Source organism: Chromohalobacter canadensis (assembly GCF_034479555.1).
GTDB classification, from domain to species: Bacteria; Pseudomonadota; Gammaproteobacteria; order Pseudomonadales; family Halomonadaceae; genus Chromohalobacter; species Chromohalobacter canadensis.
The window spans coordinates 2,830,854-2,856,786 of the sequence record NZ_CP140151.1; the positions used below are offsets into that span (position 1 = coordinate 2,830,854).

General features: G+C 59.5%; 18 protein-coding genes. 8 read left to right on the forward strand and 10 right to left on the reverse strand.

The window, feature by feature from the left end:
- Nucleotides 1–483 precede the first annotated feature (483 nt).
- Nucleotides 484–1,989, forward strand: a complete 1,506-nt coding sequence (locus tag SR908_RS13250) for an NCS1 family nucleobase:cation symporter-1 (protein ID WP_246920631.1) — start codon at nucleotides 484–486, stop codon at nucleotides 1,987–1,989.
- 98 nt (nucleotides 1,990–2,087) lie between these two features.
- On the opposite strand, the gene SR908_RS13255 is transcribed toward SR908_RS13250, so the two are convergent.
- Nucleotides 2,088–3,443 carry an MFS transporter gene (locus SR908_RS13255; protein WP_246920632.1) on the reverse strand — a complete coding sequence of 452 codons (1,356 nt, stop codon included), beginning with the start codon at nucleotides 3,441–3,443 and terminating at the stop codon, nucleotides 2,088–2,090.
- A gap of 365 nt (nucleotides 3,444–3,808) precedes the next feature.
- Here SR908_RS13255 and SR908_RS13260 point away from each other — a divergent pair, with 365 nt between their 5' ends.
- Both SR908_RS13260 and SR908_RS13265 read left to right on the forward strand, forming a co-directional pair.
- Nucleotides 3,809–4,387 (forward strand): ANTAR domain-containing response regulator, encoded by a 579-nt coding sequence (locus SR908_RS13260; RefSeq protein WP_097022492.1) that lies wholly within the window; start codon nucleotides 3,809–3,811, stop codon nucleotides 4,385–4,387.
- Nucleotides 4,388–4,396: 9 nt separating this feature from the next.
- The gene (locus SR908_RS13265) at nucleotides 4,397–5,611 is read left to right on the forward strand and encodes a CmpA/NrtA family ABC transporter substrate-binding protein (protein WP_246920633.1); all 1,215 of its coding nucleotides are present in this window, start codon (nucleotides 4,397–4,399) and stop codon (nucleotides 5,609–5,611) included.
- An 82-nt stretch (nucleotides 5,612–5,693) separates the two neighbouring features.
- On the opposite strand, the gene SR908_RS13270 is transcribed toward SR908_RS13265, so the two are convergent.
- Together SR908_RS13270 and SR908_RS13275 are read right to left on the reverse strand one after the other, a co-directional pair.
- Nucleotides 5,694–7,292: a peptidoglycan DD-metalloendopeptidase family protein gene (locus SR908_RS13270; protein WP_322527363.1), complete on the reverse strand. Its 1,599-nt coding sequence runs from the start codon at nucleotides 7,290–7,292 to the stop codon at nucleotides 5,694–5,696.
- Nucleotides 7,293–7,546: 254 nt separating this feature from the next.
- Nucleotides 7,547–8,395, reverse strand: a complete 849-nt coding sequence (locus SR908_RS13275; protein WP_246920636.1) for a pirin family protein — start codon at nucleotides 8,393–8,395, stop codon at nucleotides 7,547–7,549.
- Between the two features lie 93 nt (nucleotides 8,396–8,488).
- On the opposite strand from SR908_RS13275, the gene SR908_RS13280 reads away from it, so the two are divergent.
- Nucleotides 8,489–9,403 (forward strand): LysR family transcriptional regulator, encoded by a 915-nt coding sequence (locus tag SR908_RS13280; RefSeq protein WP_246920639.1) that lies wholly within the window; start codon nucleotides 8,489–8,491, stop codon nucleotides 9,401–9,403.
- A 116-nt stretch (nucleotides 9,404–9,519) separates the two neighbouring features.
- On the forward strand, nucleotides 9,520–10,521 hold the full coding sequence (locus SR908_RS13285; RefSeq protein WP_246920643.1) for a glutathione S-transferase family protein: 1,002 nt from the start codon (nucleotides 9,520–9,522) through the stop codon (nucleotides 10,519–10,521).
- Between the two features lie 24 nt (nucleotides 10,522–10,545).
- On the opposite strand, the gene SR908_RS13290 is transcribed toward SR908_RS13285, so the two are convergent.
- Nucleotides 10,546–11,004, reverse strand: coding sequence for a YaiI/YqxD family protein (locus SR908_RS13290; protein WP_097022486.1), 459 nt, complete (start codon nucleotides 11,002–11,004; stop codon nucleotides 10,546–10,548).
- Nucleotides 11,005–11,398: 394 nt separating this feature from the next.
- Here SR908_RS13290 and SR908_RS13295 point away from each other — a divergent pair, with 394 nt between their 5' ends.
- Nucleotides 11,399–13,111, forward strand: a complete 1,713-nt coding sequence (locus SR908_RS13295) for a DEAD/DEAH box helicase (RefSeq protein WP_097022485.1) — start codon at nucleotides 11,399–11,401, stop codon at nucleotides 13,109–13,111.
- Between the two features lie 145 nt (nucleotides 13,112–13,256).
- Here SR908_RS13295 and SR908_RS13300 read toward each other — a convergent pair whose 3' ends face one another.
- Together SR908_RS13300 and SR908_RS13305 are read right to left on the reverse strand one after the other, a co-directional pair.
- Nucleotides 13,257–14,834: an aldehyde dehydrogenase (NADP(+)) gene (locus tag SR908_RS13300; protein WP_246920645.1), complete on the reverse strand. Its 1,578-nt coding sequence runs from the start codon at nucleotides 14,832–14,834 to the stop codon at nucleotides 13,257–13,259.
- Between the two features lie 225 nt (nucleotides 14,835–15,059).
- Nucleotides 15,060–16,229, reverse strand: a complete 1,170-nt coding sequence (locus SR908_RS13305; RefSeq protein WP_246920647.1) for a fumarylacetoacetate hydrolase family protein — start codon at nucleotides 16,227–16,229, stop codon at nucleotides 15,060–15,062.
- 369 nt (nucleotides 16,230–16,598) lie between these two features.
- Between SR908_RS13305 and SR908_RS13310 the strand changes: the two genes are divergently transcribed.
- Entirely contained in the window at nucleotides 16,599–18,344 is a 1,746-nt protein-coding gene (locus tag SR908_RS13310; RefSeq protein WP_246920649.1) for an IlvD/Edd family dehydratase, read from the forward strand.
- Between the two features lie 108 nt (nucleotides 18,345–18,452).
- On the opposite strand, the gene SR908_RS13315 is transcribed toward SR908_RS13310, so the two are convergent.
- Both SR908_RS13315 and SR908_RS13320 read right to left on the reverse strand, forming a co-directional pair.
- Complete coding sequence (locus SR908_RS13315) at nucleotides 18,453–20,024, reverse strand: glycoside hydrolase family 43 protein (protein WP_246920651.1); 1,572 nt, start codon at nucleotides 20,022–20,024, stop codon at nucleotides 18,453–18,455.
- Nucleotides 20,025–20,056: 32 nt separating this feature from the next.
- Nucleotides 20,057–21,463: an MFS transporter gene (locus SR908_RS13320; protein ID WP_097022480.1), complete on the reverse strand. Its 1,407-nt coding sequence runs from the start codon at nucleotides 21,461–21,463 to the stop codon at nucleotides 20,057–20,059.
- A gap of 481 nt (nucleotides 21,464–21,944) precedes the next feature.
- Between SR908_RS13320 and SR908_RS13325 the strand changes: the two genes are divergently transcribed.
- A complete protein-coding gene (locus SR908_RS13325; protein WP_246920652.1) occupies nucleotides 21,945–23,753 on the forward strand; it encodes an IlvD/Edd family dehydratase in 1,809 nt (602 codons plus the stop codon).
- Nucleotides 23,754–23,868: 115 nt separating this feature from the next.
- Here SR908_RS13325 and SR908_RS13330 read toward each other — a convergent pair whose 3' ends face one another.
- Nucleotides 23,869–24,684: a FadR/GntR family transcriptional regulator gene (locus SR908_RS13330; protein WP_246920653.1), complete on the reverse strand. Its 816-nt coding sequence runs from the start codon at nucleotides 24,682–24,684 to the stop codon at nucleotides 23,869–23,871.
- Nucleotides 24,685–24,734: 50 nt separating this feature from the next.
- Complete coding sequence (gene argE, locus SR908_RS13335) at nucleotides 24,735–25,895, reverse strand: acetylornithine deacetylase (RefSeq protein ID WP_246920654.1); 1,161 nt, start codon at nucleotides 25,893–25,895, stop codon at nucleotides 24,735–24,737.
- Nucleotides 25,896–25,933 lie beyond the last annotated feature (38 nt).

The following is a 25,933-nucleotide window of genomic DNA, read 5'->3' on the forward strand; positions in this document are numbered from 1 at the left end:
ATTTTTGTAATGGCATTAAAATAGCGTAACTCATTAATTCACAAAGAATTCCCTATAAAGGAGCAGGGTATGCACCAAGTGTTTAATCCTAGGTGATGTTTTAATTTTACTTTAAAAAACAATATCATATGATTAATTAAAAGACAGATGGATAGACTGGTTAGCGTTGTTATGCACCATTGTGGAGATTGTCTAGAGTGTCAGGGCGCTTGCCAGACAGCCCGCTAAGGCATGCGCGATTTTTTGAAGTGATGGTATCTATAAAAAGTTGACGATCGGGGCAGGATTGATTGGTTTATTGAAATCAATGACTTGTTAAAAGTGCCCAAGGTTGACGAGGGTGGGTTCAAAGGTGCCTCCTTTCATCCAAACGTCAAGTTGGGCACGCTTTTTGCGGGAAATTGACAAGCGACAGTCAGTATCCAATACAACGCACGGCTTCCCGGTGCGGGGAGTTGGCGGCCGCATGAGGAGACAACAACAATGACGGCAAATACTTCACGCTCTGTGCAGCGTGGCGAACTCGTCGAGCTCGAGGTCGGTGAGGATGTTCGGGAGAGTTCACGCTTCAATGAAGACATTGCTCCGACACGACTTGAGGAGCGTACTTGGTCGCGCTGGAACGTCGCGGCCTTGTGGGTTGGTCTATCGATTTGCGTGCCGACCTACACGTTGGGCGGTATCCTCACCGCTTACTTCGGCCTCTCGGTGAGCGAGGCGTTGGTCACGATCCTGATCGCCAATATCGTGATCCTGGTGCCCTTGACGCTGAATGCCTTCCCAGGCACTAAATACGGCATTCCGTTTCCGGTGGTATTGCGCTCGTCGTTCGGTATTCGCGGCTCCAACGTTCCCTGCCTGATCAGGGCGTTGGTCGGGTGCGGTTGGTTCGGCATCCAGACGATGTTCGGTGGGCTGGCGATTCATCTATTGCTGTCGGCGGTCTTTCCACCCTGGCGCGCACTGGAAGGGGTCGGCGAGGTGATCGGCTTCTTCCTGTTCGGTGCCATGAATCTCTATGTAGTGATCCGCGGTGCCGAGTCGATCAAGTGGTTGGAAACTCTCTCGGCGCCGCTGTTGTTGGCGGTCGCCGTGGGCTTGATGGTCTGGGCCATGCCGCACGTATCGATGACCGAGCTGTTGAGCCAGCCGCCGTCGCGTCCCGAGGGTGCTCCCGTCTATGGTTATTTCTTCGCGGGGCTGACGGCTATGGTAGGTTTCTGGGCCACGCTGTCGCTTAATATTCCCGACTTCAGCCGTTTCGCCAAGAGTCAGAAGGACCAGATCGTTGGCCAGATTATCGGCCTTCCCTTAACCATGTTCTTCTTTGCCTCGCTCGGCGTCGTCATGACGGCGGCATCGGCGTCGCTGGTGGGTGAAACGATTGCCGATCCGGTGAACTTGATCGGGCGTATCGATAACCCCTTTTGGGTAGTCATCGCCATGGTGCTGATCATCATCGCGACGATCTCGACCAATACCGCTGGTAACATCGTATCGCCGACCAATGATTTCCAGAATATCGCGCCCAAGCTGATCAACCAGACGCGCGGCACATTGATGACGGGGCTGGTCGGTGTTCTGCTGATGGGTTATGACCTGCTGCAGAAAGCCGGTGTGATCGTTTCCGACGTGACCCTCGAGAGCCTCTATTCAAACTGGCTGTTGGGCTATTCGAGCCTGCTGGGGCCGATCGCTGGGATCATGGTCGTCGACTATTTCCTGATCAAGCATCAGCAACTCGACGTCGCCAGTCTGTACAAGGACGGTGCCGCATATCTTGCCTACAATCCGGCTGGCTTTATCGCCTTCTTCATTCCCGTATTGTTGACGGTGTTCTCGCTTGTGACCGGTACCTGGACATGGTTTTACGACTATGGCTGGTTCACCGGCTCGGCGTTGGGGGCGGTGATCTATTATGTGGCGAGCCTCCGGCTTACCAAGCCAGTGAGCCAGGATGATGACGTGACCGACAAAGTGGGCACCTGAGCAAGAGGCGCGATGTGGTAATCGTGATGCTCTGTTCCCTATAAGCAAGCCACCGCCCAAGAGCGGTGGCTTTTTCGTGGATTCATAAGGGGATGGGGTTAACGCGCTGCAATGGCATCGACAGGGGGTGCGTTGCCTGCTGCGGCGTCACGATAGGCGGCGTCTTCCTCGGCGAGGACCTGCGGCGAGAAGCGGACGAGCAGGGTGCAAAAGGAGGCGAGTATCACCGCAACGCCGAGGAAGAAAAGGCCTTGCTGATAGGAAAGCGATTCGCTGCGGAATAGAAAACCAGCGCCGACGGCACCGGCGTTGCCGCCCGCGCCGACAATGCCGGCAACAGCGCCTAGAGCTTTCTTGTTGATGAAAGGCACGACCCCGAAGGTGGCACCTTCGGCCATTTGCGTGAAGAGGCTGAAGACCAGCATGATGCCGATGGCGAGCGCCAGTGTCTGCATCTGGGCGAAGCCCATCAGGGCGACACCTTCGCAGAGCATGGCGATGAACAGCCAGCGCACGCGCCCCTTGAGGCCACCGTGACGGGCGAAAAGATCCGAGAAGATACCGCCGAGAGTGCGGGCGAACAGATTCATTAGCCCAAAGAGCCCGGCAATGAGCCCGGCAGTAGCCAGATCGAGCTCGAAGTTATCGAAGAAGTAAATGGCGGCGATATTGTTGATGGTCAGCTCGACGCCGAAGCAGGCTGCGTAGACGATGAACAGCGCCCAGACGCGTATATCTTTCATGGCGGCGCCAAAGCTTTGCGCCATGCCGTGCTCCTTCTCGGCATAAGGGAGCTCTCCGCGCGCCCGTAGCTCGTCGAAGTTGCCGTTCGGTGCGTCCTGCGTAAAGAAGTAGTAGGCGATACCGGTCGCGAACAGGACGATGCCGGGCACGACCATGGCCAGGCGCCAGCCGAGCGCCTCGTTGACGCCGAGCATCATGACGCCGGCGAAGACCAAGGGCATCAGGATCTGCGTGGTGCCGCCGCCCAGGTTGCCCCAGCCCGCCGTAGTCGCGTTGGCGGTGCCAACCACGTTGGGGGCAAACATGATCGAGGAATGGTACTGGGTGATGACGAAGGAGGCGCCGATCGCGCCGATGGCCAGCCGCGCCAGAAGGAAGGTTTCAAAGTTGTCGGCGAGGCCGATCAGCATTACCGGCAGGGAGCCGAGGCATAAAAGCCACGTATAAGCCTTGCGGGGGCCGATCTTGTCGCAGAGAACCCCGATCACCAAGCGTACCAGGACGGTAATGGCCACCGAAGCGATGATGGTGTTGCCGATCTGGGTTTTGCTCAGGTCGAGGTCTTCACGCACTACGGCCATCAGAGGCGCGATGCCGAACCAGCCGAAGAAGCAGACGTGGAACGCGAACCACGACATGTGGAAGACGCGCATCTGTGGCGTCTTGAGGCTGAAAAGCCGTATCTTGTTGGCTTTATTGCGGATTTCCATGGCTCATCCTCTAGCGTTGGAGTAGCGGAGATCGAACGCGACATCGGCGACCTTCGTCATGAAGGGCCGGGTTCTTGGGTTCGACGCACTCGTACTCACTTGGCGAGCCTGGTCCACGTCTGGCTGACCTATAAAAAGCAAAAGGCATGCCAATGGAGAAGAGCAAGGGTTAATGCCCCGTCTTATCGACCCAAAGCGGCTCGCGGGCATGCTTTTGGTGCGATTTGAGGCGCTATCGCACCGCTGTAATGCATTAACAGCGCACCGCTTATGTGCAAGCCCAGTGTGGCATGGGCTGCCGCAGGGCATTACCTGGCATGTAACCTGCATTACAACTCGACAAGCACCTAGGGGGAGGAAAGCGCATGACCGTGAAGGTGCTGATCGTGGATGCTCGTCCGGAACGCTCGCGAGCACTCGAGCAAGCGTTGCGCGACGCGGGGTTCGAGGTCGTGACACGTGCCGATGAGCATGACGACCTCTATGCCATCATGACGCGCGTCAAGCCAGACGCGGTGATCATCGATGCGGCGCTGCCCAGTCGCGATACCTTGGAGCACATGGGCCAACTGGGCCGTCGCTTCCCCAAGCCGATGATCATGCTCGCCGAGGAAGAAACGCCGGACTTAACGCGCGAAGCGACGAGTGCAGGCGTCAGCGCCTACGTGGTCGAGGACGTACAGCCGGCGCTGGTGCGTTCGATGGTCAATGTGGCAATTGCCAGCTTCGAAGCACATCGCGCTCTCAAGGGCGAGCTGACCAAGACGCAGACCACGCTCTCGCAGCGCCGCACCATTGAACGTGCCAAGAGCCAATTGATGGAAACGCACGCATTCAGTGAAGACGCTGCTTATCAGTGGCTACGCAAGCACGCCATGAATCGTCGGCTGACCATTCACGAGGTGGCTCAGGCCGTCTTGGCCAGCGATGACTTCGAGTCGTAGGAGACAATGATGAAAGATCACCAGACGCCTCGAGATGCGTGGCCTTCGCCGGAACTCGATACGCTGACCCTGGGCATGTTGCCGCTCAACGATGCTGCGCCACTGGTGGTGGCGCGAGAGCGCGGCTTCTTCGCGACGCATGGGCTGGATGTGACACTGCAAGTCGAGTCGTCGTGGGCCGGCTTGCGCGATAGTATGCAACTTGGGCTCCTCGATGGTGCGCAGATGCTGCCTTTGATGCCACTGGCCTCGACCTTGGGACTCGATGGACGCCCTACGCCGATGCTTTCGGCGCTGACGCTGAACCTCGGGGGTAATGCCATCACCGTATCCAACGCGTTGTATGCCAGCATGCAGGCAGCCGATCCCGAGGCCATGGTGCAGGCACCGATTTCCGCCCGTGCACTGGCGGCGGTGGTGCGCCAACGGCGAGCCGCTGGCGAGCCGGCGTTGTGTTTCGCTAGCGTGTATCCCTTTTCTTCGCACCATTATCAGCTGCGCTATTGGCTTGCGGACGGCGGTGTCGACCCTGACCGTGATCTCGAATTGCGCGTGGTTCCCCCGCCCTTGGTGGCGGAGCAACTCGAGGCTGGATGGCTGGATGGCTACTGTGTCGGCGAACCCTGGAATACGCTCGCGGCACGTCGTGAAAGTGGTCGTGTGCTGATTGGTAGTCACGCCATTTGGCAGCATGGGCAGGAAAAGGTCTTCGCGGTACGCGAGGCATGGGCCGATGCCTATCCGGCAACGCACCGCGCGGTGCTACGCGCGCTACTCGAGGCTTGCGTCTGGCTGGACGGTTCGGCGCAGCGTGTCGAGGCGGCACGCTTGATGTGCGAAAAGGGCTACCTGGACGTGTCCCCCACCGTGGTGGAGGAAAGCATGGCGGGGGAAGGTACGCCGGCGCCGCATGGCGTGAGCGTGTTCCATCGCCATGCCGCGAACTTCCCTTGGCGGTCTCATCTACGCTGGTACGCTGACCAGATGCGGCGTTGGCAGCACTTGGATGTCGCCGCGCCAGCGCTCGCGGATTGCCTGGCACGTTGCGTGCGGCCGGACCTTTTCCGCGAAGCGGCCGATGACCTTGGCTTCAATTACCCGCTTGTCGATGTTAAAAGCGAAGGCGAACATGCGTCGCAATGGGCGCTGGAAGGGCGCCGTGGGGACATCGCCATGGGGGGTGATCAGCTGCTGGGTGGCGGGCGTTTTTCGGGCCAAGGCTGAACGAGGCTGAAGAAGACCCAAACGCAAATCGCCCCACCGGAAAGGTGGGGCGATTTGTGAGAGGCTCCCGACTAGGCGTTTCCTAGCCTTCGTCGCCCGATTTCTTGTCCAGGTGCACGCTGGCGATAGCCGGTGTATCGCTGTCGCTTTCCAGTTTGGCGAGCAATGGCTTGGACTCTTTCTTGAACGCCGCCAGCTGCTTGCCTTCCAGGCTTTGGTTCTCGGGAAGCTTGACGCGCATAGCGTCGACGGAACGATCATTGACCATTACTTCGTAATGCAGGTGCGGGCCCGTACTCCCCCCGGTGTTGCCGGACAAAGCGATCTCCTGGCCCATCTCGACACGATCACCTTCAGAGACGAGGCGCTTGGAGAGGTGCATATAGCGCGTCTTGTAGCCGTTGTCGTGGCGAATGACGAGGTAGTTGCCGGCGCCATTGGCCTGAAAGGCGGATTTCACGACGCGACCGCCCGCCGGCGAGTCGACGGCGCTACCGGTACGCATGGCGAAGTCCGTACCTCGGTGCGGGCTGATGCGTCCGGTGATCGGATGCGTGCGCCGCAGGTTGAACGGCGAGCTTATGCGATAGTTCCCCTCGAATGGATACCGATTGAAGGCTGGGTCGAGGCCTTGACCATCGGGAGTATAAAACTGATCGTCGGCGCTATTGCGTACGACGGTCAGGTCCATGCGCTCGCCTTGATACTGAGCGGCAAGAATGCGTGAGTCGACGCTTTCGCCTTCCAGCATGTCGGATTCGACGAGCACCTGAAAATGGTCGCCGGCACGCGTGTTGCGGCGAAAATCCAGCTTCTTCGCAAGCAGGCTCGTTAACTGGGCGACCTCTGAGCGCGAAAGCCCTGTGGATTCCGCCGAGAGAGTAAAGCTTCCGTTGACCGTGCCGGTAAAGAGACGTTGAGATGGCTCGGTGGCCTTGATGACGTCAGAAACGTCGAAATCGTCTTGGGGGGAGTCGCGTTCGATGACATACCCTTTGCGTGCATTTTTCATGACACGCAGCGCGAGCAGGTCGCCGTTCTGACTGAGTTTGTAATCGAAAGTGCGTCCGACACGCCAGCGCGTCAGGGCACTCTTGTCAGGAACGCTATCCAGAATGTGCATGACATCGCTATATCCCAGCCCCAGCGTGCGCTCCGCTGTCACGGCGAAGGTGTCGCCTTTCTGTACCGTATAGGTTTCCCATTCCGGCACGAACTCCTGCTGTGTGGCGATCTCGCGCTCCAGATTGGGGGGGCCGTCCTCGTCGTGCAATTCCGTCGGGTCGATGGAAAAGTCTTCGTAGGATGTTCCGCCCAAGACGTCATCGTCGATCTCGTCTTCGGAGAGCAATCCTGGCAACTGCATGGCTGTATGGAGCGCTTCGGCAGCAAGGAAAGGATGAGAGGACTGGGTATCGAATGCCGAAGCATCAGGCACGGTTTTGTCGGCCGCGTGCGCTTTGTCGATGAAGTCGACATCGACGATTTCCTGTGCCTTGAGCTCACTCAGCGGGATATCGCGAGTGGTGACAGTCTCTAGGGTATCGAGGGCATTGCCCGCAAGCGAAGGCGACGACGAATGAGATTCGCCGACGTCTTGAGTGATCTGGTGGGTGGCTGAATTGCCACCGTTGTCGTCAATGACGGTAACGATTTTGTGCGCGCCCAGCACGGTCACCATGGTGGCGACCGGTAACAAAATTAATTTATGTGTGCGGGGCAGCGAATGAAGAATCCGCAACATGGTAAATAGAAGCCGTATACGTGAACATTAAATAGATAAAAGGCAGCGAAACGATAACTCATGTTAAATGAAATGCCTATCCTGTTCATGCATACAGCAGAGGCAAGCCGGTGTCAGCGGCTTGCCTTATATGCGTGACTATATTGGTAATCCGTTACCGGCGTCACACGACGTACAATAGTTGCATAACTTTACTCGGTCAAGCTGCCCTCCCGGTAGGCCTGCATGGCGGCCTCGAGTTCACTGCGTGAATTCATCACGAAAGGTCCGTAATGGGCGATCGGTTCGCGATGCGGGGTACCACGCAAAAGCAGGGCACCAGCCTGACCATCCGCTGCCAGAGTTAGCGCATTGCCCGCCTCGAGTACTGCGAGATGGCCAGCAGTTACCGCTTGGTTGCCAATCTGCACCGTGCCTAAATAGACGTATACCAGCATCGTCTCATCATCAAGCTGCGTCAGCGACAAGGTGCCCGAGTCAAGTCGTACATCAGCGACGCCGGCATTGCCAGCCAAGGCATCGAGAGGGCCGTCGATGCTGGCCGTGGCGCTTTGCCAGTGACCGCCGAGAGCGACCAAGTGGCCTCCTTGCCCTGCGAGGCGCGGCATGTCCTGCGCGCGTATATCGCGGTAAGTGGCCGTGCTCAATTTGTCGCGTGCCGGTAGGTTGATCCACAACTGAAAGGCGTGAAGCCCCTGGCTGTCAGTCAAGGGCATCTCGGAGTGGATCATCCCGCGTCCGGTGTGCATCCACTGCGCATCACCGGCATGAATGGTGCTGCTGTGGCCGAGGTGGTCCTCGTGCGTCAGCCCTCCGTGAATCACATAGGTGAGCGTCTGCATGCCCCGGTGTGGGTGTGGCGGAAAGCCCCCGATATAGTCATCGGGCTGATCGGACCCCAGTTCGTCGAGCATGAGAAAAGGATCGAGCCCACCCTCGAAGTCGTGGAGACGCTTGATCTTTACACCATCGCCGTCTTGGCTTGGATGGCTGGATCGTATGTGCTTGATCTGGCGGTCAGTCTGCGTCGTATGTTTCATGGTGAATCCTCTTGATGACCATGACTGGTATTCTAGTTCGTATTTTTCGAAAGTTAATCGCATATTTTTGCTCATATTCTTCGAGGAAATCGAATGGGTAACGTCACGTTGGCGCAATGGCGCATGCTTGCCGCTGTGGTCGATCACGGCGGGTTCGCGCGGGCCGCCGAAGCCGTGCATAAGAGCCCTTCCACGCTCAATCATGCGGTGCATAAGCTAGAAGAGCAGTTGGGTGTGCGGGTTCTGGAGCCCGTGGGTCGTCAGGTGCGGTTGACCGAAGCGGGAGACATGTTGCTACGCCGGGCCCGGCAATTGCTGGAAAGCGCCGAGGCTCTGGAAGATGTCGCCGGGCGTCTGGGGGAGGGGCTCGAAGCCGAGGTGGTGATCGCCGTCGATCAGATCTTTCCGCCGGATGCCTTGGCGTATGCGTTGGACAGTGTCTCGCGCCATTACCCTCATGTTCGCGTGCAATTGCATGAAACCGTGCTCAATGGCGGTGTCGAGATGCTCTACGATGGACGTGCCGATCTGGTGGTGTCCGGCATCGCGGCTCAGGGTTTCCTGGGTGAGCCATTGGTCAATGTGGAGTTTTTGGCTGTCTCGCATCCCGGGCATCCCCTGCAGCATCTGGGGCGTGAGCTCGATCTGCGCGATCTGGAGCAGCACCGTCAACTGGTGGTGCGCGATTCAGCGCTACGTCAATCGATGGACGCTGGGTGGCTCAAGGCTGAGCAGCGCTGGACCTTGAGCCATCTGGTGACATCGGTCGACATGCTGTGCCGTGGCTTGGGGTTCGCCTGGATGCCGACGACCCGCATTCGCGAGGCATTGCGCATGGGAACGCTTGTTCCCCTGCCTCTGGTGACTGGCGGGCGTCGCGAAGCACCGATACAACTGATCTTTCGCGACCGGGATCGCGCCGGGCCGGCCACGCGGTCTCTGGCGGCGGCTTTGCACGAAGCTGTGGCCGATTGTTGCGAGGAACATTCGATAGAAACGAACGGTTAAACCGCTTTAATGCGCTTGCGCATCGAGTCAGCCATTTTATGCTGAGCGGCATCTAGGGCGACCAAGCATTGGTCCGCCGTTCATCAAGCGTCAGTTCGAGCGTAGAGGGAGCAGGTATGGGGCTGTTGATCGAAGGCCGTTGGCATGACCAGTGGTACGACACCAAGAAACACGGTGGTGAGTTCGTTCGCGAGTCCGCCCAGTTGCGTGACTGGGTGACACCGGACGGGTCGCCGGGGCCGCAAGGGCAGCCGGGCATCGCGGCCGAGGCGGGGCGTTTTCATCTGTATGTGTCGCTGGCCTGCCCGTGGGCGCACCGCACTCTGATCATGCGCAAGCTCAAGGGGCTTGAGGACTTGGTTGGGGTATCACATACCAGTCCGTTGATGCTGGAGCAGGGCTGGACCTACGCCATCGACGAGGGTTCGAGTGGCGATCCGCTCAATGGCGTCGACTACCACCACCAGCTTTATACGCTGACCGATCCGGAGTATACCGGTCGGGTCACGGTGCCGGCATTGTGGGATCGCCAAACCGGGCGCATCGTCAACAACGAATCCGCCGATTTGGTACGGATGCTGGGCGGGGCATTCGACGACTTGACCGGCAACCGGCTGGATCTTTACCCGACGGATCTCCGCGAGACCATCGATGCCGTCAACGCCGATGTTTATGACCACATCAATAATGGTGTTTACAAGGCGGGCTTTGCCACGCAGCAGGCGGTCTATGAGAAACACGTCACGGCGTTGTTCGAAGCGCTCGAGCGGCTCGAATCACGGCTTGCCACGCAGCGTTATCTTGCTGGCGAGTGGCTGACCGAAGCGGATATTCGGTTGTTCACCACATTGATTCGTTTCGATGCCGTCTATCACGGGCACTTCAAGTGCAACCTCCGGCGTATCGAGGACTACCCCAATCTGTCGAGTTATCTGCGCGAACTTTATCAATGGTCAGGCATCGCCGAGACAGTGAATTTCGATCACATCAAGCGTCATTACTATTATAGTCACGACACCATCAACCCGACGCGCATCGTTCCCAAGGGGCCGGTACTGGCGCTGGAGCGCCCCCATGGCCGTGAACGCTTGCCGGGGCGGGGCATTCGTGGCGCTTAGGGCCGTGACGCTTAGACTGATGTATCAGCGTCGCTGCTGGGCACGTGTCAGCCATCGGTCGAGCGCATTGGCGAACGTCCTCCGTTCGACGTCACCATAAGGTTTGGGGCCGCCGGTATGCTCGCCGCTGGCGCGCAAGGTTTCCATGAAGTCACGCATCTGTACCTGGGCGCGAATGCCGTCGCGGGTCAGCGCTTCTCCACGATTGGTGATGACTTCGGCCTCGCGGGCCAACGCGGCCTCTGCGAGAGGCAAGTCGGCGGTGACAACGAGGTCGCCCGGGGCCACCCGGTCGACGATGGCGTCATCGGCGGCATCGAAGCCACCGGGAACGGCCAGCGCGCTGACCCAGGCCGAGGGCGGCAGGGGCAAGCGATGATTTGCGACGAAGCGTGTCGGCGTCTGGGTGCGCTCGGCGGCACGCACGATGACTTCGCGGGCATGACGCGGACAGGCGTCGGCGTCGATCCACAACGTCGGCATGGAATACTTCCTCGATAAGCGAATAGGGCTTGATGAACGAATAAGCTTGGGCAAAGCCATTGGTCAATGGTAGTATGCCACTTCCTCGCATGTGTTGACCCCTCCATCCTGTATTCGTCCCTGTGCGATGTGCCTTCCACTAAGCGTGGATAGAGCCTAAAGGACGTTTCTGCGCAAGGCGCATTGCCCGCTCGTTTCGAGCCGGCCGTGAGAGCGCTTGCCGCATCGATGGCGCGCCACGACGCGTAAGGTCGCCACAGCTGCCGCGTATGCGGCAGGACGCAGGTGCTGCGACCGGCGCCTTTTGTTTCGATGCCCCAGGCCGAGCGGCCAATGGGCAATGAAGGCGCCTTGAATTTTTCCGCCGGTTCGCTCCGGCTATCCAAGGTGTGACATGACCACGACTCCCGCTGCCTCGCCGACTTTCGCCGAGCTTTCGCTGCCGTCCGTTCTTCTTTCTACGCTCGAATCACTGGGATATGAGACGCCCTCACTGATTCAGGGTAAAACCATTCCCGCGCTACTTGAAGGGCGCGATGTGCTGGGTCAGGCCCAGACCGGTACGGGCAAGACCGCTGCCTTTGCCTTGCCGCTGTTGTCGCGTCTTGACCTCAAGCGTCGCGAGCCGCAGGTGCTGGTGCTTGCGCCGACGCGTGAGCTGGCCCAGCAGGTTGCCGCTTCTTTCGTCCAGTACGGCCGTGATCTCAAGGGACTTGAGGTTCTCAGCCTATGTGGCGGCCAAGAATATCGCGAACAGCTCAGCGGATTGCGCCGTGGCGCCCAGGTCATCGTGGGCACGCCGGGACGCGTGATCGACCACCTCAACCGTGGCAGCCTCAAACTCGACGGCCTCAATGCGTTGGTACTCGACGAAGCCGACGAAATGCTGCGCATGGGCTTCATCGATGACGTCAAGCGTGTGGTCTCCGATACGCCGAAAGAGGCGCAGCGTGTCTTCTTCTCTGCGACCTTGCCCGCTGAAATCTCGCGTATCGTCAATCATTACCTGGTCGATCCGCTCAGGATCATGATCGAGACCAAGACTAAGACGGCCGAAGGCATCGAGCAGCGCTTGGTTCGTATCGAAGGTGGCGCCAAGCTGGAGGCGCTCTCGCGCTTGCTCGAGGTTGAGCCGGTGGATGCCGCCATCGCCTTCGTGCGCACACGTGCTGCTTGCACCACGCTGGTCGAGCAGTTGTTGGCGCGCGGCGTGAACGCGGCGGCGTTGTCCGGTGACCTGGATCAAAGCCTGCGCGAGCGGACCGTCGATCGCCTCAAGCGTGGCAAGGTCGATGTCCTCATCGCCACCGATGTCGCTGCGCGTGGTCTCGACGTGCCGCGTATCACCCACGTGTTCAACTACGACCTGCCGCAAGACGGCGAGGCGTATACTCACCGCATCGGGCGGACGGGGCGCGCTGGACGCAAGGGCGTGGCGATCACCTTCGCAGGTGGCCGCGAGCAGCGCCGCGTGCGTGATATGGAGCGTGTGACCGGTCAGCCGATGCAGGAAGTCGAGTTGCCCGATGAATCTGTCATTCGTGCCCATCGCGACAAACTGTTCCGTGAGCGTGTGCTGAAGACGCTGGAGCAAGGCAGCGACTATCAGCGTGAGCTGATCGAAGGCTTGGCCGATGACGGTTATGATCCCGTGGACCTGGCTTGTGCAATGGCCAGCATGGCGCGTTCCGGCGAGGCCCCCATCGGTCGCTTGCCGAAGCCGGGCGAACGTCGTCCCGCTCGTCAGGGTGGTGGTCGCGATGAAAAGCCCAACCGCCGTGATCGTGGCCCGAGCGCTGGCATGACGCGTTATCGCGTATCAGTGGGGCACAAGGATGGCGTCAAGCCCGGCCAGTTGGTAGGTGCATTGGCCAATGAAGGCGGTATCGACGGTGGCAAGATCGGCCGTATCGACATCCGTAACGCCTTCTCCGTGGTCGAATTGCCGAGTACGCTGCCGACTGCCGTGCTGTCACGCATCGGTCAGGCGCGTGTCGCCGGCCGTCCGCTGGAGATTGCCGAGGATCACGGCTCGGCGGAGCGTGCTCCGCGGCGCCAACGTGAAGACGGCGACGCTGCTCCCCAGAAGAACCGTTCGCAGGCGTGATCTAGCCGCTAACGGCTCACGCGCGCCGCTCGTCACCTGACGAGCGGCCATTAAAAAACGCCCCATGGCAATGTTGCTGCCATGGGGCGTTTGCGTTGGTGATGGCCCTCGTCCCGGAGGACTCAGGCGCATCAGGAGAGGCAGTTTACCCCTCGCGCTTGCCGTCGACCAGACGATTCAGGCCGAGACTGTTCGCTTTCTTGAGTGCCTCGGGCAGCAGCGAATCAGACAGGTTCTGATAGCATACTGGGCGCAGGAAGCGGAAGATCGCGGCGCTGCCTACGGAGGTACTGCGTGAATCGGTCGTGGCCGGGAAGGGACCGCCGTGGACCATGGCATGGCAGACCTCGACACCGGTCGGCCAGCCGTTGGCCATGATACGACCCGCCTTGCGTTCCAGCGTGGGTAGAAGACGTGCGACGGCGTCGGTGTCGTCCTCGTCCATCTGCAGTGTGGCGGTCAATTGGCCTTCCAGGGCTTCGGCCACGCGCTTCATCTCGTCCATGTCGCTGCAGATCACCACCAGCGACGTGGCGCCGAAGACTTCTTCCTGCAGCGATTCATCAGCCAGCACATCGGCGCCTTGCGTGGTGAAGAGACCGGCCTGGCACTGGTTCTCGCCTTCGCCGGTGAGGCCGCGGCCCACTTCGTTCACCTTGGCGTTGCCCGCCAGTTTGGCGACGCTTTGCTCGTAGGCCGCATGAATCCCAGGCGTCAGCATGGTATTCGCAGGCGTTTCCTTGAGCGCCTTGCCGGCTTCCTCGATGAAGCTATCCAGTGCCGGGCTCTTGAGACCGATCACCAGGCCGGGGTTAGTGCAGAACTGGCCCGCGCCCATGGACAAGGAACCCACGAACGATTGGGCGAGGTCGGTGCCGCGTGTCTCAAGCGCTTTGGGCATCAAGAATACGGGGTTGATGCTGCTCATCTCGGCGTAGACCGGGATCGGCTCAGGGCGCGATTGTGCGGCTTGCTGCAGTGCCAGGCCACCCTTGCGAGAGCCGGTGAAGCCGACCGCTTTGATGCTGGGGTGCTTGACCAGTGAGGTGCCTACTTCATAACCGGCATCGAAGAGCATGGAGAACACGCCTTCAGGCATGTTGCACTTCTTGGCAGCGCTTTGGATGGCGCGTGCCACTAGCTCAGAGGTGCCAGGGTGCGCCGAGTGTGCCTTGACGATCACCGGGCAGCCCGAGGCCAGTGCGGACGCAGTGTCACCGCCGGCCACGGAGAAGGCTAGCGGGAAGTTGCTGGCGCCGAAGACCGCGACCGGTCCCAGCGGAATGTGGCGCTGGCGAAGATCAGGGCGCGGCATGGGCGTGCGTTCCGGCAGTGCCGGATCGACGCGCACACCGAGCCATTCGCCGGCACGGACGACACCCGCGAAAAGGCGCAGCTGGTTGCAGGTACGTCCACGCTCACCTTCGAGACGTGCGACCGGCAGGCCACTTTCGCTCATGGCGCGTTCGATCAGGCCACCGCCCAGGTGTTCGATTTCCTCGGCGATGGTTTCCAGAAACTTGGCCCGTTCCTCCAGTGAGGTTTCCCGATACGTATCGAAGGCGTCCCAGGCGAGCTGACAGGCACGTTCTACCTGCTTGTTATCGGCACTGGGAAACTCGGGTGGCAGAGTCTCGCCACTGGCGGGGTCAACCGCCTGGAAACTAGTGCCGGGGCCGGCTGCGATGTCTTGTCCGATGATCTGTTTGCCTTCCAATATCATGCTTGCCTCCTGGCATTGATGGGCATATATATGACATGGCGACGCTTGGCGCGAAAGTCAAGGGGACGTTTTGTCGCACCAACGTTGTGACGTGATCCCTTGCCATCGCGTGCGCCTCCCATGTCATCGAGAGTACTGTTTTGGGTGGATGTCATGGCCGGACGTAACGCTTTGAGATCAACGTCGTGGGCGATCCCGGCCATGGTGTTGAAACGCCGCCGACCGTCAAGCGCCGGGACGCTGTCGTACGAGATAGTTCAGCAAGGCACCGCTACCGAACTGCCAGGGCCGAATGCGGTCGCTGGTGTCGACGCGATTGACCAGCGCCCCGAGTGTGGGCGTGGCGATGGTCACCACGTCTTCGACGTGGTGAGTGAAGCCGCTACCTTGGGTATCACGATCTTGGGTCGGGGCGAATAATGTTCCCAGGAACAGCATGAAGCCGTCCGGATACTGGTGATGTGCGCCTAGTGTCTGGCCGACGAGGTCGAGTGGGTCGCGACTGATCTGGTTCATCGAGCTCACCGCGTCCAGGTGAAAGCCATCCTCGCCACGGACATCCAGAGTCACCTCCAGGGCGCGAACACTGTCGATATCGAAGTCGTCATCGAAAAGGCGTACGAAGGGGCCGATGGCGCAAGAGGCGTTGTTGTCCTTGGCCTTGCCCAGCAACAGAGCACTACGCCCTTCGACATCGCGCAGGTTGACGTCGTTGCCGAGCGTGGCGCCACGTACTTGGCCGCGCGAGTCCACCGCCAGCACGACCTCGGGCTCGGGGTTGTTCCATTTAGAGGCCGGGTGAATGCCGACCCGATGCCCTAGGCCCACCGCCGACATGGGCTGCGATTTGGTGAACACTTCGGCGTCGGGGCCGATGCCGACTTCCAGGTATTGCGACCAGACGTCGAGCTCAACCAGCTTGGCCTTGAGGGCCTCAGCCTCGGCGGAGCCCGGCGTCAACCGGGAGAGGTCGTCGCCGATCAACGAGGTGACGGTCTCGCGCAATGTCGCGGCCTTCTGGCTATCGCCGCGCGCCTGCTCCTCGATCACCCGCTCCAGCATCGATGACGCGAACGTCACCCCGCAAGCTTTGATTGCCTGCAGATCGCAGGGGGCCAGAAGATGCCAGGTAGCGGGGTCGCCCTCGGCATCGAGCGAGGCTTCAAGGCAATCGCTGACCGCGAGAAGCGGGGCATCCGGCGCTTGGGCGATGCGTGTTGGTAGATCGTCGAATTCCAGCAGGGCACTGAACGTGGGGGCCAGAGCACTGATATCGTGCAGCATGCCGTCACGCACGGTGACCAGGCGGGGACCTTGCGCATCGGGGTCCCATATGCGGCCGATCAAGTTGTTGTTGCCGGCATCTTGGGGAAGAAACGGGTGAAATTCATTCATGGGCGCGCCCTTGGATTCGTCGCATCAGGCGGTAAATGTTGAACATAGTGCTTACATGTTCAACATAGACTTTGGTATACCCGCTGCAATCTACCCCAGGCGGTCGGGCTGCTGGTATAGGGGTTGATCGACGCTTTCCTCTTGCTGTCCATTGGTGGAAAACGCATTTTAATCAGCATCCTGAAGCCTCGTTTCGGCACTGTACCTAGATCTCGATGTCGGTTTTTGAAGGGGGTGAAAAAAGCCCGATAAAATTTTTGATATTTTTTTTTATATCAAAGCAGGTCTTTTTTGACATTATTCGGTTATTGAAGGGGGCGTTTATGGTGTTGGCAACGCTAATGCGAACGCCATGAGAAGGAGCCCCCGATGAGTCAGTCCCCTCGCCGACTGCGCAGTGCCGAGTGGTTTGGTACTGCCGATAAGAACGGCTTCATGTATCGCAGCTGGATGAAGAACCAGGGCATTCCCGACCATGAATTCCAGGGCAAGCCGATCATCGGCATCTGCAATACCTGGTCGGAGCTTACGCCCTGCAACGCGCATTTCCGCAAGCTGGCCGAGCACGTCAAGAAAGGGGTACTCGAAGCTGGCGGTTATCCGGTCGAGTTTCCGGTGTTCTCCAACGGTGAATCCAACCTGCGGCCCACCGCGATGTTCACCCGCAATCTGGCGAGCATGGATGTCGAGGAGGCGATTCGTGGCAACCCGCTCGATGCCGTGATTCTGCTGGTCGGCTGCGACAAGACCACGCCGGCGCTACTGATGGGAGCGGCAAGCTGCGATATCCCCACTCTCGTGGTCACTGGCGGCCCGATGCTCAACGGCAAGCACGAGGGCAAGGACATCGGTTCGGGCACCGTGGTGTGGAAACTCTCCGAGGAGGTGAAAGCCGGCAAGATATCGCTACACGACTTCATGGCCGCCGAAGCGGGCATGTCGCGTTCCGCCGGTACCTGCAACACCATGGGCACCGCCTCGACTATGGCCTGCATGGCCGAATCGCTGGGCACCTCGTTGCCCCACAACGCGGCCATTCCAGCGGTCGATTCGCGCCGCTACGTGCTGGCGCACCTCTCCGGCAACCGTATCGTCGAGATGGTTCACGAGGATCTCAAGCTCTCCAAGGTGCTTACCAAGCAAGCCTTCGAGAACGCTATTCGCACCAATGCGGCCATCGGCGGTTCGACCAATGCGGTCATTCACTTGCAAGCCATCGCCGGACGCATCGGGGTCGACCTGACGCTGGACGACTGGACGCGCATCGGACGTGGCACGCCGACCATCGTTGACCTGCAGCCCTCGGGGCGCTACCTGATGGAAGAGTTCTACTATGCAGGCGGCTTGCCAGCCGTGTTGCGCCGCCTTGGCGAGGCCGACCGGTTGCCGCACAAGGATGCCCTGACCATCAACGGCAAGACCCTATGGGAGAACGTGGAGGACGCGCCGCTGTATAACGACGCCGTGATTCGCCCCCTCGACACGCCGTTGCGCGAGGATGGCGGTATGTGCGTGATGCGTGGGAACCTCGCGCCCAATGGCGCTGTCCTCAAACCTTCCGCGGCGACGCCGGAATTGATGTCGCATCGGGGACGCGCCGTGGTCTTCGAAAACTTCGACGACTACAAGGCACGTATCAACGATCCCGATCTCGATGTCACCGCCGACGATATCCTGGTGATGAAGAACTGCGGGCCGCGCGGTTATCACGGTATGGCCGAAGTCGGCAATATGGGGCTGCCGTCCAAGCTGCTCGAGCAGGGTGTCACCGACATGGTGCGTATTTCCGATGCGCGCATGAGCGGCACTGCCTACGGTACCGTGGTTCTCCACGTGGCGCCGGAAGCTGCTGCCGGGGGGCCGCTCGCTGCGGTTCGTAATGGCGACTTGATTGCGCTCGATGCCTATGCCAGCACGTTGCACCTGGAGGTCGACGATGCCGAGCTTGCTGCACGCCTGGCCGAGGCCGATCCCACCGCTGAGTCGACCCAGATTGCCAGCACCGGCGGTTATCGCCAGCTCTACATCGAGCACGTGCTGCAAGCCGATCAAGGCTGCGATTTCGACTTCCTGGTTGGCTGTCGTGGTGCGGAAGTGCCTCGTCACTCGCACTGAGGGCTTGGCGGCCGATTGTGGCGGGGCAAAGCCCCGCCATGCAAGGTGCCATGGGGCATGTCGTGATAGTGAACGGTTGCTTATGACAGCATGTCGTGCCGGTCGTGCTTATGAAAGAGGTCGGTAGTCAAAGTAGGCGAAATCCGCTGCCTGGCATCGGCCACCTAGATCCTGCGTGCATAGCCCCACGAAGGTTCCGGTGAAGCGTATGTAATCGGCAGCATCGTCGGAAAGGTTGCGGATATCGATGACATCACCAATGGCGCGCCACGCCTCATCGACCGGCGCTGCGTAGAACTGCATGCGCTCTTTGTGGATCGTTGCCATCAAACGAGTAGGACCCTCCGGGAGTGGGATCTTGTTCAGCAGCAGCTCATCATATATTCCGTGGCGAGATTCGATGATACCGAGACATCTCCCGTCGGTCTCATGATGCGTTACATGTAGGTAAGCGTAATCGGTCGTATCGTAATAGATGATCAGTCCCGCCATTTGTTGAAAATTCTCTGGAGAATACTCGAGCTGGGTTTCAACCTCGACGTGAAAGTCAGTCAGTCGTCTTGCCAGCAGGCTTTGGTGATGCGTCGACTGCATCGACTCGCCTCCCTTGAGCCTCAAAAAGCCGGTGCGCTCGGAGAGCGAGAGCCAATCCTCGCTGAAGGCTCGCCGTAGTGAATTCCAGTAGCCCTTCAGCTCGGGAGAAGAGAATTCGTCCAGGTTGTTTTCCGTCGGCATGGGGTGGGGCGGTAGCTTCGGTGCCTCTACGTTGATACTGGGGTGGGGGCCATACATGACACGTAGCCATCCTTCTTGGGTCCAATGACATTTTTGAATGGCCGTTTCGCGTCCGAGAATGCATTTGTCTTCCACGACCGGACGACCACATAGATGGGCCATATACCACTCTCCGTCTTGTGTCTCGACGAGACTGGCATGACCTGCCTTTTGTAATTGATCTCGCTGGCTTTGATCGGAGGTAAGTACAGGGTTATCGGGATCGACTTCGTAGGGACCTAGCAAGGAAGAAGAGCGCGCTACCGTGACGGCGTGAGTGTATCCGGTACCGCCCTCGGCCGTGATCAGATAATAATATCCGTTACGTTTGTAGAGATGGGGCGCTTCCGTTACGCCGAGTCGAGTCCCTTTGAAGATGTTGCGTATGGGGCCTGTTAAAGAATGGGTGGCCCGGTCGTAACGCTGGAGTGCGATGCCAGCAAAAGAGTTTTGTCCCTTGCGGAAATCCCAGATCATGTTTAGAAGCCAGCTCGAGCCATCGTCATCATGAAAAAGGGAAGGGTCGAAGCCGCTACTATTCAGGTAGATAGGGTCGGACCAGGGCCCTTCGATATTCTCAGCGGTAACGAGATAGTTATGGGTATCCTTGAATGCTCCTTTTCGGCTTTTGACATCGGTATAGACCAGATAGAAAAGGCCATCGGCATGACTCAAGCAGGGCGCCCAGACCCCTCCCGAGTCGATGTTGCCAACCATGTCGAGCTGAGAAGTGCGCGTCAGCGGATAGGTAAGCAGCCGCCAATGGACCAGGTCTCTGGAGTGATGGATCTGTACGCCGGGAAACCACTCGAATGTGGAGACCGCGATATAATAGTCGTCGCCCACTCTGAGAATCGAGGGGTCCGGATGGTAGCCGGGCAAGACGGGATTGGTAATGAGAGCCATATGATCAGCTTCCTTGTTGCCAGGCGGTGAGCTCAAGTTCTTGCCTTGAGGTCCGCGATAATGTTCGGGTAGCGTTTATCGAGATCGTAAAAAAGCATGAGAACGATAAGAAGAACACAAAGCGCGAGTGGCAGATAAATGAACAGAGTCTGGATCGATAGCAAGGCGGCTGCGCTTTGTTCGCCGCCCCCGCCGACATAACCACCGAAAGCCAGTATCCAACCAATGAGCGCCGTACCCAGCCCGCTGCCCATCTTGATACCCATACTGCCGCCGCTATAGACCATGCCTTCGTTACGGATACCGGTCTTCCATTCGCCGTACTCGATAGTGTCGCCCAAGATGGCAAACATGCTGCCATTGATCGGTGCCTTGCCGATTCCTCGGATGATGGTTCCGGCGATGAGCAGTGTCACGTTGCTGAGGTCGATCAGCATCACGAGATAGCCAAAAATGGTGATCAATTCGCCGACAATAATCGCGTTGCGTTTGCCGAAACGCTTGGTGATCGGAGCCACGCAGGCCATTCCCACGAGGATGAAGGCGATATAAGCAGTGGTGACGATTCCGACCATCCAGGTATCGTCCAGGATATATTCGGCGTAATAGACCACGGCACCAGAGTTGAGTGCGTTGAATATATAGGTCATCAGGATGAACGCTGTTGCCAGCGCCCAATACCTGTTCTTGCACAGCGTCAGCAGGCTTTCTTTGAGTGAAACGGTCGAGTCTCGTTGGCTCTGACTGGCGGGCTTGACGCGTTCTCGTGTCGTCTTGAAGGTGAAGATGAAAAGCGCAGTACCGACCGAACCGAAAATCATGAAGGTCACGACCCAGCCGAATTGCTCGCCGCCGAGCAGTGTCGCGACAGGGAGCGTCAGGTTGCTGACCAACAAGACACCTATGAGGGCTAGGCTCATTCGGAAGATGTTCAACAAAGAGCGTTGATATTGGTCTTGAGTTATAAGCGAGTTCATCGTCCCGTAGGGGACGTTGAGTCCCGTATAGACGAGGCAGACCACATTGTAGGTCACGGCGATGTAAACAACTTGCCAAAAGGGAGACACATCGGGCACGGCAAAGAGCAATACTGCTGAAAGCGCGAAGGGCACTGCCAGCCATAATAGCCAGGGTCTCGCCTTGCCATGACGGGAGCGCGTCTTGTCGATGACGTATCCCATGGCAATATCCGAGACGCCGTCGAACACGCGTGAGAACAGCATGATCGAGCCGATGACTCCGGCGGCGACGCCGATGACATCCGTGTAGTAATACACGATAAAGATGCTCATCGCTTGCCAGATGAAATTGCTGGCCAAGTCGCCACAGCCATAGCCGATCTTCTCGAGAAGACCGATCTTCTCGACTGGTGGGACTGGAGAAGCAGTGTGCGTTGCGTGCTCACCAGGCGCTGTTGAAGTCTGTGAATTTGCCGTCATGGTGGACCTCGTTGTCATGGAAGGGGGCGCTGACCTCCAGTGATGTGAAGACGCAGTGGTGCATGTCTAACGACTGTTTGCTTTCCTATTTGGCGAGCGATGGAGTGTTTAGTTTGAAGAGTTAATTAATATTATGTTTGTGTAATAATAAAGAGATTTCCATTATACGTTGGTCATATCCCCGTTATCCTTTGATGGATCAGGCATGCATGTGCTGTATGAGCAATGCTTTTCAGCGTCGTCAAGCTGGAAGGGTAAAGAATCTCTCTTAACCAAGGGTGGTGAGCTTATGGGGAGCTCATGGTTGATACCCTTGGATACCAACATCGCCTTGGGAGGCGGCCCATGGGCCGCCTCCTTGCGTTGGGGGCTGCTCGCATGTGTCAGCGGGAGATCTACGCCTATCGGAGTATGTTGAACATACTGGGAATATGTTTGACTTACTTAGGAGCCGATTGTTCTTTCGAGAGGAGATAACCCGATGTCCGCCGACAATCGCCGCATGACCCCCGATCAACTGCGTTCGCGCTGGTGGTTCGACAATCCCGAGCATCCGGGGACCACGGCGCTATGCATCGAGCGCTACATGAACTACGGCCTGACGCTGGAAGAACTCAAGAGCGGCAAGCCGATCATCGGCATCGCGCAGTCGGGCTCCGACTTGACGCCTTGCAATCGTCACCACATCGACCTGGTAAAACGCGTCAAGGATGGCATCCGCGCCGCTGGGGGCGTGCCGTTCGAGTTTCCCCTGCATCCCATCCATGAAAACGTGCGCCGGCCGACGGCAGCGCTGGATCGCAACCTGGCATACCTGGGCCTGGTGGAAGTCCTGCATGGTTATCCGTTAGACGGCGTGGTGCTGACCACCGGCTGTGACAAGACCACGCCCGCCTGCCTGATGGCGGCGGCGACGGTCAACATTCCGGCGATCGTGCTCTCCGGCGGGCCGATGCTCAATGGCTGGCGCGGCACTCAGGAACGCGTGGGCTCGGGCACCATCATCTGGGAACTGCGCAAGCGTCTTGCGGCAGGGGATATCGGCTACGAGGAATTCCTGTCCCGCGCCACCGATTCGGCGCCTTCCGTGGGCCACTGCAACACCATGGGCACCGCCTCGACGATGAATTCCATGGCCGAAGCGTTGGGCATGAGCCTGCCCGGCTCGGCGATGATCCCGGCGCCCTACAAGGAGCGCTCGATGGTTGCCTACCAGACCGGGACGCGCATCGTCGACATGGTGTGGGAAGACCTGCGGCCGCTGGATATCATCACTCGCGAGGCCTGCGAAAATGCCATCGTGGTGTGTTCTGCGCTGGGCGGTTCCTCCAATGCGCCGGTGCATATCAATGCCATCGCCCGTCACGCGGGGATCGAGCTGACCAACGACGACTGGCAGCGCCTCGGGCACGAAATTCCGCTACTTGCCAACGTGATGCCGGCGGGGATCTATCTTTCCGAGGAGTTCTACCGGGCCGGTGGCGTGCCCGCGGTGCTCAGCGAACTGATCAAGGCCGGACGTCTGCATGGCGACGTGGCAACGGTCAACGGCAAGACATTGGCGGAGAATACGGCAGGGCGTGAAACCCTGGACGACGATATCATTCGCCGCTATGACAATCCGCTGGTGGAAGAGGCCGGCTTCATCAACCTCAAGGGCAATCTGTTCGATTCGGCGTTGATGAAGACCAGCGTGATCGCCAGCGACTTCCGGCAGCGTTTCCTGAGTCAGGCCGATGATCTGGATGCCTTTGAAGGCAAGGTGGCGGTATTCGACGGCTCCGAGGATTATCATGCGCGCATCGACGATCCGTCGCTCGAGATCGACGCGAATACCATCCTGATCATGCGCGGTGCTGGGCCGATCGGCCATCCGGGGAGTGCCGAGGTCGTCAACATGCAGCCGCCGGAGGCGCTGATCCGTCAAGGCATCGAATCGCTGCCATGCATCGGCGACGGTCGTCAGTCGGGGACCTCGGGCTCGCCCTCGATCCTCAACGCGGCCCCCGAAGCGGCGGTGGGTGGCGGCTTGGCGCTACTGGAAACGGGGGACCGGATTCGTATCGACCTCAAGCGCGGTGAAGCGAATCTGCTGGTCGATGACGCCGAGTTGGCGAAACGTCGCCAGGCGCTGGAGTCACGGGGCGGTTACATCTATCCGGTGGACCAGACGCCTTGGCAGGAGATTCAGCGCGGCATGGTCGAGCAGCTCGATCGTGGCATGACGCTGGGCCCGGCCACTAAGTACCGCGACGTCGCCCGCCAGAGCCCGCCTCGCGACAATCACTGAATATTCAGCACCCAATACTCACCGTTGAGCATTCAGCCACCGAAACGGGCGTCGCCATGCGACGCCCGTTTCGCGTTGCAGGAGCTTGAGTCGAGAGAATGGAACTTGAAGCGTGTCAGGTTTCGGACAACAGCTCGGCGCTATGCCCAAGTGGCGTTTCTGGAATCTCTAGCCCCAAGGCGCTGGCGGTTCCGGCAAGCACGGCCTGCGAGGCGAGAAAGGCATCGCGTGGTCGGCGTGCGCGAATGCTTTCCATCAGCAATCGGTGGCGTTCCAGGCTCTCCGCCGGGTCGCTGGCACTGACGTTTGAGGTCTCGATCAACAGCAATATCGAGGGGCGCAGAATGTGCGAGAGCTGTGACCAGACGATGTTGTGCGTGGCCTTGAAGATCGCCACATGGAAGGCGATGTCATAATCACTATGCAGGCGACCGTCACGGTTGGAAGCGGGGTCGTCGAGGTCACTGCCCATACCGTTGAAGGCCTCCTCGATGGCGACCAGGTCATGCGCCGTCGCGTGCTTGGCGGCGGTCATGGCGACATAGGGCTCCACGTCCAGGCGAAAGGCCAGGATCTCGCGCTGCACACCGGGATTGGGCGCCGCATAGCGCGTCATCCACTCGGTGACTTGAGCATCGAGAATGTTCCACTCCGGGTACTCGCGGACCTTCGAGCCGTGCCCTGAGATGCGTTCGATGATCCCGGCATCGACCAACTGGCGAAGATCGCTGCGCACGGCCGAGCGATTGAGGGCGAAGCGCTCGCACAGGTCGACTTCGCGCGGCACGAAATCCCCCGGCTGATACTCGCCGGAGAAGATCTCCTTCGCTAGCGCCTCGGCGACGCTAGGGCGTTTGCGGGATGGGGTTTGTTTGCTCTTCACGTGACATCGTTCCGAATCATTTCGCTCACGCTGGCATATGTCGAACATTTCGACAAGGCGCCGATGGTAGAGGTTTTCGTGGAGAAGATGTCACTGGCCTAGTCGGCGCTTGCCAGGCGCTGACCGAGCGCCACCATGAAGGCATCCGCCGCGTCGAGTTGAGCCACTTCCAGATATTCGTCGGGTTGGTGTGCCTGAGCGATGCTGCCGGGGCCGCAAATCACCGTAGGCAGGCCGGCGCGCTGGAACTGGCCCGCTTCGGTGGCATACGCCACGGCTTCGTTGTCGGTGGCGCTGAGCAGCGACTGGCATAGCGCTACCGCCGCTTGGTTGTCGCGGTCGGCCAGGGCGGGCACGGTCTCGGTGAGATGGTCGGTCTGGATGGCGATCTGAGGCGCGCGTGGGCGCAACTCGCGGACCAATGACTCGGCGTAGTGCTGGAAGCGCTCGAACAAGGCCTCAAAGCCGTCCGTCGGCAGGTGGCGAATCTCCCAGTCGAAATGGCACTCGCGCGCCATGATGTTGATCGCCGTACCACCCTGGATCTTGCCCACGTGCAAGCTGGAATGGGGGACGTTGAAGAGCGGATCGACACGCCCCTCGCTGACCAGTTCCGCCATGATGTCCTCGATGCGGGTCACCAGGCGGGCGGCCACGTGTACGGCGGACACACCCTGACGCACCTGGCTGGAGTGCGCCTCGCGACCTGTCACCGTGGTGCGCAGGTTGGTGATGCCCTTCTGGGCCACCACCGGCGCCATCAGCGTGGGCTCGCCGACGATGACCGCTGCCGGCGTCGGTGCATCGGCCATCAGACGTTCGATCAAGCGCGGCGCGCCCAGGCAGCCGACTTCCTCGTCATAGGAAAACGCCAGATAGATGGGCCGTTGCAGATCGCTGGCCTGCCACTGAGGCACCTGCGCCAATGCGCTGGCAATGAAGCCCTTCATGTCGCAACTACCACGCCCGTAGAGGCGACCGTCGTGCTTGTCGGTCAGCGTGAAGGGGGCGCTGCTCCAGGGCTGGCCGTCGACCGGTACCACGTCGGTATGCCCGGACAACACCACACCACCTGCCACCTCGGGGCCGATGCGTGCGAGCAGGTTGGCCTTGCTGCCGTCATCGTTGTCGATGCGGGTACAGGGCACGTCGTGCGCGGCGAGGTAACGCTCGATGAAGGCGATCAGTTCCAAGTTGGAGTGACGCGACACAGTGTCGAAGCCAACCAGGCGTTCGAGCAAGTCAGTGGTTTTGGACATGATGGCCTCCCAGCGGGATGTTTTGCGCCAGCCTAGCA